This is a genomic window from Cupriavidus sp. 01L43 (assembly GCF_056399925.1).
This window is the reverse complement of the sequence record NZ_JBFTSH010000002.1, coordinates 464,446-477,464: the sequence shown is the minus strand read 5'-3', so window position 1 is coordinate 477,464 and position 13,019 is coordinate 464,446. Positions and strand designations below refer to the sequence as shown.

The following is a 13,019-nucleotide window of genomic DNA, read 5'->3' as shown; positions in this document are numbered from 1 at the left end:
TTAACCTTACCGGCTGAACCTTGGCGTATCGCCGCCTTCTTGAAACCAGGATTACGTGTCAATGAAACAGAAGCTTAACCGTCGCGGCGCGACGCAAGTCCGCCGTGCCGCCATGGTCGCGCCCGTGCTGGCCCTGACCCTGATCGCCGGCTGCAGCAGCATCAATGAGGCCATGCAGCCGGACAAGATCGACTACAAGTCCCAGGGCAAGAAGACGGCATCGCTGGACATTCCGCCGGACCTGACCAAGCTCGACGGCGAGCGCCGCTACACGGTGCCCGATGCCTCCGGCACGTCCACGCTCTCGAACTACACCCAGGCCAACGCCGGGCGTGCCCGCGAGGCCAGCCCGACCGACAACGTGCTGCCGGGCGCCCAGGGCGTGCGCATGGAACGCGACGGCAACCAGCGCTGGCTCGTGATCAGCAACGGCATGCGTGCCGACCAGCTCTGGCAGACCCTGCGCGGCTTCTGGCAGGAGAGCGGCTTCCTGTTGGTGCAGGACTCGCCCGAGACCGGCATCATGGAAACGGACTGGGCTGAGAACCGCGCCAAGATCCCGCAGGACATCATCCGCAACACCATTGGCAAGGTGTTCGACGGCCTGTACTCGACGTCCGAGCGCGACAAGTTCCGCACGCGCGTAGAGCGGTCGCAGAACGGCCAGCTCGAGGTGTTCATCAGCCATCGCGGTGCACAGGAACAGCTGACCGGTGTGGACAAGACCAGCACGGTCTGGACGCCGCGCCCGGCCGATCCTGAGCTGGAAGCCGAATTCCTGTCCCGCCTGGCCCAGCGCCTGGGCGTGCAGAAGGAGCAGGCCGACCGCATGGCCAAGAACCCGACGCCGGCCGGCATCGGCACGAATGACGCTGCCGCCAATGCCGCCACGCCTGCGGTGGGCACCGCCGCCGCCACTGGCATCGGCGCCGCTGCAGCCACCGGCGCACCGTCGGCCGACGGCAGCAAGTCGTTTATGTCGCAAGTCAATGGCACGCCGGCGCTGCAATTGCCGGAGCCGTTCGATCGCGCCTGGCGCTCGGTCGGCCTTTCGCTGGATCGCGTGAACTTCACGGTGGAAGATCGTGACCGTGCCCAGGGCCTGTACTACGTGCGCTATGTGGATCCGCGTACCAGCGTGGACGATCGCGGCTTCTTCTCGAAGCTGTTCACGAAGGCGAACGACGGCAAGACGGCCAAGAAGTACCGCGTGGCGCTAAAGGGCAACGGCACGGGCACCACGGTCACCGTGCTGAACGAGGCCGGCCAGCCGGAGAACACCGAAATCGGCAAGAAGATCCTGTCGCTGCTGGACGAGCAACTGCACTGATGGGTCTTTGTCGCAGTCAGACGGTCCCGACGGCTCCTGCCGTCGGGAACCATCCCGAGCGAGCGCATCGATGATGCGCTTTGCTTTTTTGGGCAGTGGTAGCGAAGGCAACTCGCTGCTGATCGAGGCCGTCGATGGCACCACGGTGACCCGTGTGCTGCTCGACTGCGGCTTCGGCATCCGTGAGACCGCGCGCCGGCTCGAGCGGCTCGGCGTCACGCCGGACCAGCTCGATGCGGTACTGGTCACGCATGAGCATGGCGACCACGTGGGTTCGGCCTACGCGTTCGCCGCGCGCCACAAGCTTCCGGTTCATACCAGTCACGGCACCTGGCTCGCCACCGCGCACATGCGCGGCGCCGATGTGGCCGATGTGCGCGTGTGCTGCGCCGACCACGCGTTCTCGGTGGGCGGCTTGCAGATTCTGCCGTACACGGTTCCGCACGATGCCCGCGAGCCGCTTCAGTTCGTGCTGACCGATGGCAACGCGCGGCTTGGCGTGCTAACCGATGCCGGCATGGAGACGCCCTACGTCACAGCGCGGCTCGCTGGCGCGGATGCGCTGGTTCTGGAGTGCAACCATGACCGCGAGATGCTGCGGAATTCGGCTTATCCGTATTCGTTGAAACGGCGTATCGGCGGGGATTTCGGGCACCTGGCCAATGAAGTGGCGGCGGCGATCCTGTCGCGGGTGGCGCATGGCGGGCTGTCACGCGTGGTGGCCGCTCATTTGAGTCAACAGAACAACACGCGCGCGCTGGCCTCGGGGGCACTTGCGGCCGTGCTGGGGGTGGCGCCGGAGGAGATCCTGATTGCAGATCAGGAGGAGGGGCTGGGATGGCAACCGGTCCGCGGCATGTGATTCAAGATTATCTGAGGCCGGAACGGTGCTGAAGCCGAGATGATGCGCCGGACTACCGGGCGCGCCGCGAGTAAATCGCGGGCAATAAAAAAGCCGACCCGAAGGTCGGCTTTTTTATCGGAGTAATCCGATTACTGCTTGGCAGCCGGGGCCGAAGCGTCAGCGGCCGGAGCCGATGCGTCAGCAGCCGGGGCAGCGGCCGGAGCCGATGCGTCAGCAGCCGGAGCAGCGGCCGGAGCCGATGCGTCAGCGGCGGGAGCCGTGGCAGCCGGAGCAGCCGTGTCAGCGGCCGGAGCGGCAGCTTCTTCCTTCTTGCCGCAAGCGGCCAGGGCAACAGCTGCCAGCAGGGATGCGATCAGGAGAGACTTCTTCATTTTTCGTCCTTTAACTTTTAATTACTGAAAACAGGCGATGAATAATTACCGGTAATTATCGCTCTTGAACTGCAAATTTGAGGCTCTCCCGGGTGCCGACAATGCAGTGGTACACAGTACTAGCCAGCGGGCGATTATATCCGCGTTTCCCCTGCTTGTGTACAGTCGAAATTTGCTGGTTCTCTTTGTTACGCATTATTACACGCGTACAGGCGCAATCTGCAACCAGCCTTCCAGCGTCCAGTCGTGGAAGGTATCCATCAAGTCGGGCAGCGCGGCGCACGCAGTGACCTCCGCAGCGGTCAGATGACGGTGGTCCGCCAGCCGACGCAGCCATTTCGCCAGCGATGCCGGCGGTTCGTAGGCCTCGCCGTTGAGGAAGAAATGCGTACGGTCATAGAGCGCGATGGAACCAGGAGCAAGGACTACGCCATGCGCCTGGGCCAGCTTCGTGTACTTGCGCAGCGGAATCTCCTCGACTTCGGCGAACATCACCGATTGCTTCGGTTCGGAGAGGTGCGAGCCGAGGAATTCGGACACCATCGCGCCGTTCCATTTCATCGCCTGGAGCCGCTCGGCCACTGCGCGGCCCAGCCCGGCCGGCATCTGCGCGGGATGCGCCGTCGCGGTCTCGTCGGCGTCGGCGTAGCGGCCGTCGAGGCCCTCGTTGCCTTCCACCGTTTCCGATAGCCACGCGAGGAAATGGCCGGCCAGCTCCCGGTAGGCAGGGGCGCGGAAGCCGATAGAAGCGGTCATGCACTCGCCCTCGGCCACCCCGTCGTGCGCGTACTGCGGCGGCAGGTACAGCATGTCGCCGGGTTCCAGCACCCATTCCTCCTCGGCCGTGAAGTCCGACAGGATCTTCAGCGGCATGTCGGGAATCAGGTCGAGCTTGGTTTGTGACGAAATGCGCCAGCGGCGTCGGCCCGATACTTGCAACAGGAAGACATCATAGGAATCGAAGTGCGGACCCACGCCGCCGCCGTCCGTGGCGTAGCTGATCATCACATCGTCGAGCCGCGCGTCGGGCACGAAGCGGAACTGGCTCATCAGGTCGGCCGCGGCCTGGTCGTGCAGGTTGACGCCCTGCACCAGCAGCGTCCACTTGGTGGCCTTGCGCGAAGGGAGGTTGTCCTCGGCAAACGGGCCGTGCTCGAGCTTCCAACGGTTGCGAAAGTACGACACCAGGCGCGACTCCACGTCCTCGCGGTCGGCCAGGTCAAAAAGCGCTTCACGCGACACAGGCGGCACGATTCCGGGCACTGCCTGTCGAATCAGCAAAGGTTTGCGGTGCCAGATCTCGCGCATGAACACGGCGGGTGTCATGCCCCCAAGCAGCGTGAGCGGCGCGTCGGGATCGATGGGGCCCGCAGGCAAGGCCTGCGCGTATAATGCGGAATCGCTCATGGAGTCAAGAATTGAAAATCGCTAAGAACACGGTGGTGTCCGTGGTGTACAAGCTGTCGGACACGCAGGGCAATCTGATCGAAGAGTCGGATGAGCCCATGGTCTATTTGCACGGCGGGTATGATGGCACGTTCCCGAAGATCGAGGAAGCGCTGGACGGCCACGACGCCGGCTTTGAGACCCAGCTGCAGCTGGAACCCGATGAGGCCTTCGGCGACTACGATGCCGACCTCGTGAAGGTGGAGCCGCGCAATCGCTTTCCGGAGCCGCTGGAAGTCGGCATGCAGTTCGAGGGCGTGCCCGAGGACGGCGACGACGAAGACTCCATCATCTACACGATCACTGACGTGGCCGAAGACAAGGTGGTGCTGGACGGCAACCATCCGCTCGCCGGCATGGCGCTGCGTTTCTGGCTGAAAGTGTCGGAAGTGCGCGAGGCGACCAGCGATGAAGTCGAGCACGGCCACGCCCACGGTGCCTCGGGCATCGAAGTGGTGGATGAGGACGAGGACGGCGACGACAGCCCTCGCACGCTCCACTGATCTTCCCAAACAATTGAGCGATGCGTGAGCCCGTCCGCAAGGCGGGCCGCAGTGCTGCGATGGGGTCGTCGCAGGAAAACGAAGAAGCCGGCAATTGCCGGCTTTTTCTTTGGTTTTCGGGCTCGCAGTTCCTTTAATTCCGCGCCGTTTCCGGCTAGTTGCCCTTCACCCCGTCGCGCAGCTTCACCTGGAACACCGCCCGCGAGCCCGGCGACACCGTCAACTCGGTCCAGCGGGAGGGCGATCCCACCGGCAGGGCCACGCGCGTGACATTGGCTATGGACTTGCCCGCCGCGTCCCGCAGCGGCTTGTCCACGCTGAAACCGCTGTCGCTCGCATGGACGAGTAGGACCTGGCCCTTGTACTTGCCGGCCAGTTCGCGCAACTGGCGCTTGAACTCCAGATAGCCATCACGCGCGCCGCGTCGCAGGAAGCCATCGAACAGGGTCGGCTTGCCACGCTTCTCCCAGCCATTGCCGAACATTGGATCGGCATGGCCGACCACCACCACGCCGTCGAGGTCACGCTGCTCGGCCACCGAGAACGCGCGGGAGAGCCACTGCCGATTGGCCTCGCGCCGGTCCTCGAACTCGCCGTTGCGGCCACCCTCGGTGCGATAGTGGTTGTTGTCGCCGGGCAGGTTCATGCCGACGATCAGCACGTTGCCCAGTACCATGCGGGCGTTTTCCCGATAGCTGCGGAACGTGGCCTGGTCCGACTGGCGCGTGACCGGCAGCGTACGGCGCCCCAGCGTGGCGTCCACCGGGAAGTACAGTTCGCGCAGCCGGTTCAGCCGCTCCACCGCGTCGAACTCGCCGTTCACCGGCTTCTGGCATTCGGCCCAGTCGTTCTCGCCCGGCACATAGAGCAGCGGTAGTGGCGCGTCGTCGAGCACGCGCTGGCGCACGTTCAGCACGGCATCGCCACACGACTCGGTATCGCCCTTGATGCCGCCGGCATGGACGATCAGCGCCACCTGCTGGGTCGACATCAGATCGAATAATGCGGCCGTGTCGGCCTCGGCCGCCGGCCATTGCGGCACATCGGCGATTAGCGCAATGCGCACGGGCTGCACCGCTGCCGGCGGGGGTGGCGCGACGCGCCCGGTCCGGGCCGCGTGGGCGAGCCCGGGCCCGGCACATGCCGTCCAGCAAACCGCGGCCACCGCCATGTGCCGCCAGACCCGCCGATGCGCCGTCATACGGAGGGCTTGCTCTCCGCCAGCGCCTTGAGCCGGTACAGCGCATCGAGCGCGTCGCGCGGCGTCAGGCTGTCGGGGTCGATGTCAGCCAGCGCGTCGAGCGCCTCCAGGGCGGCCGCATCGGCCGGCAACGCTGCGGCCCCGCCTTCCCCGTCCGCCTCCTCATCTTCGTCCGGCGGCGCAGCGGGCGCGGCGAACAGGTCGAGTTGCGGCGTGGGGGTGGCATCGGCGGACTGCTGTTCCAGCCAGGCCAGATGCTTGCGCGCGGCGCGGATCACCGGCTGCGGCACGCCGGCCAGTTGGGCGACCTGCAGGCCATAGCTCTGGCTCGCCGGGCCGTCCTGCACGGCGTGCAGGAACACGATGCCGTCGCCATGTTCCACGGCGGACAGGTGCACGTTGGCCGCCTGCGCGAACTCCTGCGGCAGCTGCGTCAGCTCGAAATAGTGGGTGGCGAACAGCGTGTGGCTGCGGTTATGCGAGAGCAGGTGGCGGGCGATGGCCCAGGCGAGCGCCAGCCCGTCGAACGTCGAGGTGCCCCGGCCGATCTCGTCCATCAGCACAAGGCTGGACGGCGTGGCGTGGTGCAGGATGCCCGCCGCCTCGGTCATTTCCACCATGAACGTGGAACGGCCGCCGGCAAGATCGTCTGCTGCGCCAATCCGCGTGAAGATGCGGTCGACCGGACCGATCACGGCGCGCCGCGCCGGTACCCAGGCGCCCACGCATGCCAGCAGCACGATCAGCGCGGTCTGGCGCATGAACGTCGACTTACCGCCCATGTTCGGGCCGGTGATCAGCAGCAGCTTGCGCGCCTCGGTCAACTGGCAGTCGTTGGGGATGAACTCGGTCGAATCGGCGGCTAGCTGGCCCTCGACCACCGGGTGGCGGCCTTGCACGATGTCGATCACGTTCTCGCTCACGCGCTCGGGCTGGACCCAGTCGAGCGTGCGGGCCCGTTCGGCCAGTGCTGCCAGCACATCGAGCCGCCCCAGCCCGCCCGCCACGCGTTGCAGGGCGGAGATATGCGGCAGCAGGGCCTGGAGCAGCGCTTCGTAGAGAACCTTCTCACGCGCCAGCGCGCGGTCCTGTGCGGACAGCGCCTTGTCCTCGAAGGACTTCAGCTCTGGCGTGATGTAGCGCTCGGCGTTCTTGAGCGTCTGGCGCCGGCGGTAGTCGTCGGGCACCTTGTCCGCCTGGCCGTTCGTCACCTCTATATAGAAGCCATGCACGCGGTTGTACTCCACGCGCAGGTTGGCGATGCCCGTACGGGAGCGCTCGCGTGCCTCGAGGTCGATCAGGAACTGGCCGCAGTTCTCGGAAATGTCTCGTAGTTCGTCCAGATCGGCATCGTAGCCGCGCGCAATCACGCCGCCGTCGCGCAGCACCGTGGACGGTTCCTCGGCGACGGCTCGCACCAGCAGGCCGAGGCAGTCTTCCGGGATTTCGAGGTCGTCGAGGGTCTGCGCCAGCAGCGGGGCGTCGTCGGCCAGCGTCACGGTGGCGCGCACATCGGGCAGCGCGCGCAGGGTGTCGCGCAGCGACGACAGGTCGCGGGGCCGCGCCGTCAGCAGGGCGAGCCGGGACGTGATGCGCTCGACGTCAGCCAGCCGGCGCAGGTGGGTGCGCAGGGCGTCCGGGTCCTGGGCGATCAGCGCGCCGATGGCCTGCTGGCGCGCACGCGGCAGCGCGGGGTCGCGCAGCGGGTGATGGAGCCAGTGGCGCAGCGCGCGGCTGCCCATCGCCGTGGCGCAGGTGTCGAGCAGCGAGAACAGCGTCGGCGACTCGCCGCCGCGCAGCGTTTCCGTCAGTTCCAGGTTGCGCCGCGTGGCCGAATCGAGGCCCACGAATTCCGATTCGCGTTCGACGGTCACGCCCTGTACATGCCGTAGCGACTGGCCCTGGGTGGCCGCCGCGTAATTCAGCAGCGCGCCGGCCGCGCCAAGCGCCGCGCCGAGGCCCGCGCAGCCGAACGGTTCCAGGCTTGCCACGCCAATCTGCTCGCGCAGCCGGCGCGTGCCGGCATCCTGGTCGAAATGCCACTCCGGCAGCCGGGTACGCGCGCAGGTCAGCGCCGGCAGGTCGATGCCATCGGCAAACAGCAGTTCGGCGGGGCGGATCCGTTCGAGTTCGCGGCCCAGTTGTGCCGCCTCGCACTCCATCAGCCGCAGTTCGCCGCTGGCGAGGTTCAGCCAGGCGAGGCCGGTCTTGCTGATGCCGCGCCGCGTGGTCTGCTGGTGCACGGCCATCAGGAACGTGTCGACCTTGTCCGGCAGCAGCGCGGCGTCGGTCAGCGTGCCCGGCGTGACGATGCGGACCACCTTGCGCTCCACCGGGCCCTTGCTCGTGGCCGGATCGCCGATCTGCTCGCAGATCGCCACCGATTCGCCCAGCTTGACGAGCTTGATCAGGTACTGGTCGACCGAATGGAACGGGATACCGGCCATGCGGATGGGCACGCCGCCGGACTGTCCGCGCGACGTCAACGTGATGTCCAGCAACCGCGCGGCTTTCTCCGCGTCGTCATGGAACAGCTCGTAGAAGTCCCCCATCCGGTAGAACAGCAGCGTGTCCGGATGATCCGCCTTGATGCGGAGGTACTGGATCATCATCGGCGTGTGCTTCTCGGGCGCGCCGCGCTTCGCGGCGGACTTGGTGTCCGGCGCGGCGGTGGTGTCTCCAGGCGCCGCCTCGGCGGACGTGTCTGGCGTGGCAGGCACGTCAGGGGTGGGGCCGAGGGCGTCCCCGGCATCACGATCGGCGGAAAGGGCTTCTACGGACATGCATTCCTCTCGGGCGGCCACGGCGGGCCGCCGGTATATCGATTGCCGTCAGGCGGATTGCCTCCGCCACGGCACAAAGCGGCATTTTACTGCCTGCCCGTGCCCGCACCTTGAGGCAAATTCTGAAAATGCGTGAGAAATGTTCTCAGCGCTGGCCTTCTTGTCGGAAATCACGCCGCGCTCAGCGCGGCAGCATCCGGTGCGTGTGTGCATAGGCACGCAGGATCTCGTTGATGCGCGTCTGCCAGCCGTCGCCGGTGGCCTTGAACGCCTCCACCACGTCGCGGTCCGCGCGCATGTTCAGCGTGACCTTGCGGGCCTCCGGCGGCAGGGCGGGGCGCCCGCGGCGCGGGGCCGGGCGCATTTGCTCGAGCTGCGCGTCGGTCAGCGGCGGGTTGTCGGGGTCGCTGAGTGCGCCGCGCGTGATCGCGGCGTCCTCGGCATCGTCAGGAATGTGGATCGTTTGCTTTGTCGACATAGTTCAAGACCTCTCGGCGGTTTGCCTTGCGCAGGCTGATCACCCGCATCACATTGCCGCGCATCGTGCAGACCATCACGTAGATCCGTTGACCAATCGGACCCACCGCAATCGTGCGGGCCTCGTTGTAGTCGTAGGGGGTGTCGATGACGACCTGCGCGGCGTCCAGATCGAGCATGACTGCCCCCTCCAGCGACACGCCATGCTTGAAGCGGTTGACGAGATCCTTGGCGGCATCGAACTCGATGAAGACGGAATTAGTGTATGGACAACAAAGAAACGGGTCAAAATATTTTTTGCCCATGCATAAAATATGAGAGTTGTCTGGTGCAACCCATCGTAGGGGCCGGGCAGCCCAAGGTCTTTGGGAGGATTCTGAAAAAACGTCGGCGCGCCTGACGAGAATTGTCAGGCGGCGGATATGTCACGCGGCAAACTGTCACCCACGCCGGTTCGGCGGCGGAATTGCGCCAAATCCTGTCACTTTTGGGGGTTTTCGCGGCTGGCACGTAGTTTGGATAGGAGTAGGCGGTCAACCTGCCGGAATCGCCCGATGCCAAACATCCCAACAGACAACCCCCGACTGCCCCAGCGGCTGCGCCGGGGATTTACGCTGATCGAAATGATGATCGTCGTGGCCGTCATCGGCATCCTTGCCGCGCTGGCGATTCCGGCCTATCAGCAATACATCATCAAGACGCAGATCTCACGCGGGTTCTGGGAGGCCGCGAACTACAAGACGGCCGTGGAAGAGCGCATTCACAACGGCGTGTTCGCGTTCCCGGACCCGGTGGGCACGCTTGGCTACGTGCGCTCGACGCTGACGGCGACGGCCGATACCTTCGCGTTCAATGCCGATGGTTCGGGCGCGATCGTCGTGCTGCTCGATGGCGAGGTGCATCCCCTGGTGCGCGGTGCACGGATCACGGTTGGCAGGCTCACGAACGGCGGATGGACCTGTGCCGTGCGCGGCGATGGCCTCACGTCGATGGTGTTGCCGAGCGGTTGCACGCTCGAGAGTTAACGAAAAACAGGCGCCCGGAGGCGCCTGTTGTAGCGTGCAGCGAGCCGCGTGGGTCGCTTAGATCGCGGCGGACGGCTTGGCGTTGTCCAACGAGAATGGCGACAGCAGACGCACCATCTGCGCGAACGCCTTCGGGTTGCCGGCCAGCACTTCGCCCTGTTCCATTTGGCGCGATTCGCCCGCGTAGTTGCCCACCAGGCCACCAGCCTCGGTGATCAGCAGCATGCCGGCGGCCATGTCCCACGGCTTCAGGCCGCGTTCGAAGAAGCCGTCCAGGCGGCCGCAGGCCACGTAGGCCAGGTCCAGCGCGGCGGCGCCCGGGCGACGCAGGCCGGCGCAGCTACGCGTCATCAGCGCGAACATTTCGAGGTATTCGTCCACGCCTTCCAGGTCGCGGAACGGGAAGCCGGTGCCGATCAGGCAGTCGGCCAGCTTGTCACGGCGGGTCACGCGGATGCGGCGGTTGTTCAGGAACGCGCCGGCGCCCTTGCTGGCGGTGAACAGTTCATCGCGCGTGGGGTCGTAGACCACGGCCTGCACGGGTACGCCCTTGTGCAACTGGCCGATGGAGACCGCGTACTGCGGAAAACCGTGGATGAAGTTGGTGGTGCCGTCCAGCGGGTCGATGACCCACGTGTATTCGGCTTCCGGATCGCCATCGACCCAGGACTGGCCGGACTCTTCCGCTAGAATGGCGTGCTCGGGATAGGCGGTGCGGATAATCTCGATGATCGCGGCTTCGGCGCTGCGATCGACCTCGGTCACGAAATCGTTGTGTTGCTTGCGCGAAACGCGCACGAGATCGACGTCCATGGACGCGCGGTTGATGATGGAACCCGCCTTGCGGGCCGCCTTGACGGCGATATTGAGCATCGGATGCATGAATCTCTCCAGGCGGCGGGGCAGGGGCGCGCACCGGCACGCCAGGCCTCGCGGCGGCGCGTGCGGGGGGCCCAATAACCGGCCGAACAACACAACGAATTGTAGAAGAACGAGGCACGCCGCCCGGACATCCGGCGCCGCACCCACAAATTTGAAGGCTGCATTGTATAGGAAGCCGGCCCACCGCACGAGCCCGGCTACCTGAACTCCACTGAATGAACAAAGACTCCGCTTCGGAAACCCAAAAGACCCTGCCAGACGGATCGACGCCTGTAAGTGATGCATCGTCCATTTTTCACCGTGTCCGCGTGGTGCTCGTCGAAACCAGCCACCCCGGTAATGTTGGATCGGTCGCGCGGGCGATGAAGACCATGGGCTTCGGCGCGGGGGCCGGCAGCCTTGTGCTGGTGAACCCGCGCGAGCCGGACGTGCTCCATCACCCCGATGCCGTGGCGATGGCCAGCGGCGCTGGCGATGTGCTTGTTGATGCACAAATCGTCCCGGATATCGAATCCGCATTGGCTGGCGCGGCCTATACCGTGGCGATGACCGCCCGCCAACGCGAATTCGGCCCGCCGCGCCTGCTGCCGCGCGATGCCGCAGCGCGCGGGTATGAAGTGCTGGCAGCAGCACCCGATGCCGTGATCGCCTTCGTGTTCGGCAACGAGCGCTACGGCCTGCCCAACGACGCGGTGGAGCGCTGCGCCGCCGTGACCCACATTCCGGCGAATCCGGCGTATGCCTCGCTGAACCTCGCCCAGGCGGTGCAGTTGATCACCTATGAGATGCGTCTGGCGCTGTTGGCCGCGCCCGAGGCGCGCCCGGACGCCTCGCGTGATATCGGCTATGCTGGGGAGCCCGCCACGGCCGAGCAGATCGAATCGATGTTCGGTCACCTCCAGGCGGGCCTGGCGGCCATCGGCTTTCTCGATCCGACCAACCCGCGCAAGCTGATGTCGCGTCTGCGGCGCCTGTTCGCGCGGGCCGGGCTGGAGCGCGAGGAGGTCAATATCCTGCGCGGCATTGCCAAGCGGATGATGATCGCGGCGGGCGACCCATCGGACAAGATCGAAATCTCCAAAACGTCCCAACCGTCCAAGACGTCCGATAAGCCCGGCGAGACTGACAAGGAACCGTAAGACTGTGACGACTATCGCGGCAGTGTTGATCCCTGCATCTCTGGCACCCACGCCGGCACGATGTTGAACCCGGGCCCCGCGCAAAGTCCCTGACGACGTCGGGGGCGGCGCCCATGGCCCGGCGGCAGGCTCACAAATCTCTTACACTCCCTGCTCGCGCGCCTGGACGTCCCCCGAGTCCTGTCCCTTGATACTAAAAAAAGCGCTCCGGCCAAACACGGCGCCGGCGACCGCTCACGACACGATAAAGATGTTCACTCGCCTGAAGGAAGATATCGACACGATCATGCTGCGCGATCCCGCCGCGCGCAGCCGTCTGGAAGTGCTGACCTGCTATCCCGGGCTGCACGCCGTGATATTCCACCGCGTGGCCAACGTGTGCTGGCGCGGTGGCCTGCACTGGCTGGGCCGATGGATTTCGCACTGGTCGCGCTTTCTCACCGGCATCGAGATCCATCCAGCGGTCAAGCTGGGCCGGCGCGTGTTCATCGATCACGGCATGGGCGTGGTGATTGGCGAGACCGCCGAGATCGGCGACGACTGCACGATTTACCAGGGCGTGACGCTGGGCGGCACCTCGCTATACAAGGGCCAGAAGCGGCATCCGACGCTGGGCGCGGGCGTGGTGGTCAGCGCCGGGGCCAAGGTGCTGGGCGGCTTCGTTGTGGGTGATGGCGCCCGCGTGGGCTCGAACGCCGTGGTGCTGAAGCCGGTGCCGCCTGGCGCCACGGCCGTGGGCATTCCCGCGCGCATCATCATGCCTGACGCGCCAGCGGCGCAGCAGGGCGCCAAGCAGGAGTTCTCGGCCTACGGCATCACGCCGAACGCGGACGACCCGGTCTCGCTGGCGCTCAAGAGCCTGATCGACAATGCCGCCAAGCAGCATGATCGCATCGAGGCCGTGCTGGCCGCGCTCGACCGTCTTGGCGAGCATCTCGAAAACACACCGAACGACCGCTTCGACGCGAGCGAACTGCGCAAGATGATGAAGTAGGCA

13 protein-coding genes are annotated in these 13,019 nt (G+C 65.9%); 6 read left to right on the top strand and 7 right to left on the bottom strand.

Going from position 1 to position 13,019, the window contains the following annotated elements:
- Nucleotides 1–61: 61 nt before the first annotated feature.
- Together bamC and AC1DP9_RS05290 are read left to right on the top strand one after the other, a co-directional pair.
- A complete protein-coding gene (bamC, locus tag AC1DP9_RS05295; protein WP_092292657.1) occupies nt 62–1,330 on the top strand; it encodes an outer membrane protein assembly factor BamC in 1,269 nt (422 codons plus the stop codon).
- A gap of 70 nt (nt 1,331–1,400) precedes the next feature.
- On the top strand, nt 1,401–2,192 hold the full coding sequence (locus AC1DP9_RS05290; RefSeq protein WP_477106792.1) for an MBL fold metallo-hydrolase: 792 nt from the start codon (nt 1,401–1,403) through the stop codon (nt 2,190–2,192).
- Nucleotides 2,193–2,323: 131 nt separating this feature from the next.
- On the opposite strand, the gene AC1DP9_RS05285 is transcribed toward AC1DP9_RS05290, so the two are convergent.
- Nucleotides 2,324–2,566 carry a hypothetical protein gene (locus AC1DP9_RS05285; RefSeq protein WP_092292661.1) on the bottom strand — a complete coding sequence of 81 codons (243 nt, stop codon included), beginning with the start codon at nt 2,564–2,566 and terminating at the stop codon, nt 2,324–2,326.
- Nucleotides 2,567–2,764: 198 nt separating this feature from the next.
- Nucleotides 2,765–3,973 (bottom strand): ribosomal protein uL16 3-hydroxylase, encoded by a 1,209-nt coding sequence (locus AC1DP9_RS05280; protein WP_177219877.1) that lies wholly within the window; start codon nt 3,971–3,973, stop codon nt 2,765–2,767.
- Nucleotides 3,974–3,984: 11 nt separating this feature from the next.
- Here AC1DP9_RS05280 and AC1DP9_RS05275 point away from each other — a divergent pair, with 11 nt between their 5' ends.
- Complete coding sequence (locus AC1DP9_RS05275) at nt 3,985–4,515, top strand: FKBP-type peptidyl-prolyl cis-trans isomerase (protein WP_092292663.1); 531 nt, start codon at nt 3,985–3,987, stop codon at nt 4,513–4,515.
- A 154-nt stretch (nt 4,516–4,669) separates the two neighbouring features.
- Here the strand turns inward: AC1DP9_RS05275 and AC1DP9_RS05270 are convergent, their stop codons facing one another.
- The 4 genes from AC1DP9_RS05270 to AC1DP9_RS05255 form a co-directional block, all read right to left on the bottom strand.
- On the bottom strand, nt 4,670–5,716 hold the full coding sequence (locus AC1DP9_RS05270; protein WP_369823388.1) for a hypothetical protein: 1,047 nt from the start codon (nt 5,714–5,716) through the stop codon (nt 4,670–4,672).
- Nucleotides 5,713–8,328, bottom strand: coding sequence for a DNA mismatch repair protein MutS (mutS, locus tag AC1DP9_RS05265; RefSeq protein WP_477106920.1), 2,616 nt, complete (start codon nt 8,326–8,328; stop codon nt 5,713–5,715). The genes AC1DP9_RS05270 and mutS overlap by 4 nt, the downstream gene beginning before the upstream one ends.
- 352 nt (nt 8,329–8,680) lie before the next feature.
- On the bottom strand, nt 8,681–8,977 hold the full coding sequence (locus tag AC1DP9_RS05260) for a BrnA antitoxin family protein (protein WP_092292667.1): 297 nt from the start codon (nt 8,975–8,977) through the stop codon (nt 8,681–8,683).
- Nucleotides 8,946–9,281, bottom strand: a complete 336-nt coding sequence (locus AC1DP9_RS05255; RefSeq protein WP_477106791.1) for a BrnT family toxin — start codon at nt 9,279–9,281, stop codon at nt 8,946–8,948. Before AC1DP9_RS05255 ends, AC1DP9_RS05260 begins: the two co-directional genes overlap by 32 nt.
- A gap of 249 nt (nt 9,282–9,530) precedes the next feature.
- Here AC1DP9_RS05255 and AC1DP9_RS05250 point away from each other — a divergent pair, with 249 nt between their 5' ends.
- Nucleotides 9,531–10,001: a pilin gene (locus AC1DP9_RS05250; protein WP_441592092.1), complete on the top strand. Its 471-nt coding sequence runs from the start codon at nt 9,531–9,533 to the stop codon at nt 9,999–10,001.
- A 57-nt stretch (nt 10,002–10,058) separates the two neighbouring features.
- Here AC1DP9_RS05250 and AC1DP9_RS05245 read toward each other — a convergent pair whose 3' ends face one another.
- The gene (locus tag AC1DP9_RS05245) at nt 10,059–10,883 is read right to left on the bottom strand and encodes an inositol monophosphatase family protein (RefSeq protein ID WP_441592093.1); all 825 of its coding nucleotides are present in this window, start codon (nt 10,881–10,883) and stop codon (nt 10,059–10,061) included.
- Between the two features lie 215 nt (nt 10,884–11,098).
- On the opposite strand from AC1DP9_RS05245, the gene AC1DP9_RS05240 reads away from it, so the two are divergent.
- Both AC1DP9_RS05240 and cysE read left to right on the top strand, forming a co-directional pair.
- A complete protein-coding gene (locus AC1DP9_RS05240; RefSeq protein WP_477106790.1) occupies nt 11,099–12,022 on the top strand; it encodes an RNA methyltransferase in 924 nt (307 codons plus the stop codon).
- A gap of 250 nt (nt 12,023–12,272) precedes the next feature.
- Nucleotides 12,273–13,016, top strand: coding sequence for a serine O-acetyltransferase (cysE, locus tag AC1DP9_RS05235; RefSeq protein WP_092292677.1), 744 nt, complete (start codon nt 12,273–12,275; stop codon nt 13,014–13,016).
- Nucleotides 13,017–13,019: the final 3 nt, after the last annotated feature.

Excerpts from the sequence above, each read along its gene's own strand:
- bamC (WP_092292657.1), top strand. The coding sequence starts at position 62 with ATGAAACAGAAGCTTAACCGTCGCGGCGCGACGCAAGTCCGCCGTGCC.
- AC1DP9_RS05290 (WP_477106792.1), top strand. The coding sequence starts at position 1,401 with ATGATGCGCTTTGCTTTTTTGGGCAGTGGTAGCGAAGGCAACTCGCTG.
- AC1DP9_RS05285 (WP_092292661.1), bottom strand. The coding sequence starts at position 2,566 with ATGAAGAAGTCTCTCCTGATCGCATCCCTGCTGGCAGCTGTTGCCCTG.
- AC1DP9_RS05280 (WP_177219877.1), bottom strand. The coding sequence starts at position 3,973 with ATGAGCGATTCCGCATTATACGCGCAGGCCTTGCCTGCGGGCCCCATC.
- AC1DP9_RS05270 (WP_369823388.1), bottom strand. The coding sequence starts at position 5,716 with ATGACGGCGCATCGGCGGGTCTGGCGGCACATGGCGGTGGCCGCGGTT.
- mutS (WP_477106920.1), bottom strand. The coding sequence starts at position 8,328 with ATGATGATCCAGTACCTCCGCATCAAGGCGGATCATCCGGACACGCTG.
- AC1DP9_RS05260 (WP_092292667.1), bottom strand. The coding sequence starts at position 8,977 with ATGTCGACAAAGCAAACGATCCACATTCCTGACGATGCCGAGGACGCC.
- AC1DP9_RS05255 (WP_477106791.1), bottom strand. The coding sequence starts at position 9,281 with ATGGGCAAAAAATATTTTGACCCGTTTCTTTGTTGTCCATACACTAAT.
- AC1DP9_RS05250 (WP_441592092.1), top strand. The coding sequence starts at position 9,531 with ATGCCAAACATCCCAACAGACAACCCCCGACTGCCCCAGCGGCTGCGC.
- AC1DP9_RS05245 (WP_441592093.1), bottom strand. The coding sequence starts at position 10,883 with ATGCATCCGATGCTCAATATCGCCGTCAAGGCGGCCCGCAAGGCGGGT.
- AC1DP9_RS05240 (WP_477106790.1), top strand. The coding sequence starts at position 11,099 with ATGAACAAAGACTCCGCTTCGGAAACCCAAAAGACCCTGCCAGACGGA.
- cysE (WP_092292677.1), top strand. The coding sequence starts at position 12,273 with ATGTTCACTCGCCTGAAGGAAGATATCGACACGATCATGCTGCGCGAT.